This is a genomic window from Neisseria sp. P0021.S006 (genome assembly GCF_051956895.1).
This window is the reverse complement of record NZ_JBQCWZ010000915.1, coordinates 1-584: the sequence shown is the minus strand read 5'-3', so window position 1 is coordinate 584 and position 584 is coordinate 1. Positions and strand designations below refer to the sequence as shown.

The 584-nt window shown below is 58.4% G+C and carries 1 pseudogene; it reads left to right on the top strand.

The features are described 5' to 3' along the window. A pseudogene (locus ACTHUM_RS17875) lies at positions 1-584 on the top strand (DNA repair protein RadA); the annotation flags it as partial.

The window sequence follows — 584 nt, the reverse complement described above, 5'->3', positions numbered from 1 at the left end:
ACACATGGTCGATACCGTGCTGTATTTCGAGGGCGACCAACATTCCAACTACCGCATGATACGCGCCATTAAAAACCGCTTCGGTGCGGCAAACGAACTGGGCGTATTCGCCATGACCGAAAACGGTTTAAAAGGCGTATCCAATCCGTCCGCCATTTTCCTCGCCAGCTACCGCGACGATACGCCCGGCTCGTGCGTTTTGGTTACACAAGAAGGCAGCCGCCCGCTTTTGATCGAAATTCAGGCATTGGTCGATGATGCACACGGTTTCACACCCAAACGACTCACCGTCGGTCTCGAACAAAACCGCCTCGCCATGCTGCTCGCCGTCCTCAACCGCCACGGCGGCATCGCCTGTTTCGACCAAGACGTGTTCCTCAATGCCGTCGGCGGCGTCAAAATCGGCGAACCCGCCGCCGACCTCGCCGTCATCCTCGCCATGCTCTCCAGCTTCCGCAACCGCCCCATGCCCGAAAAAACCGTGGTTTTCGGCGAAATCGGCCTCAGCGGCGAAGTCCGCCCTGTTGCACGCGGACAAGAGCGGCTCAAAGAAGCGGAAAAACTCGGCTTCAAACGCGCCATCG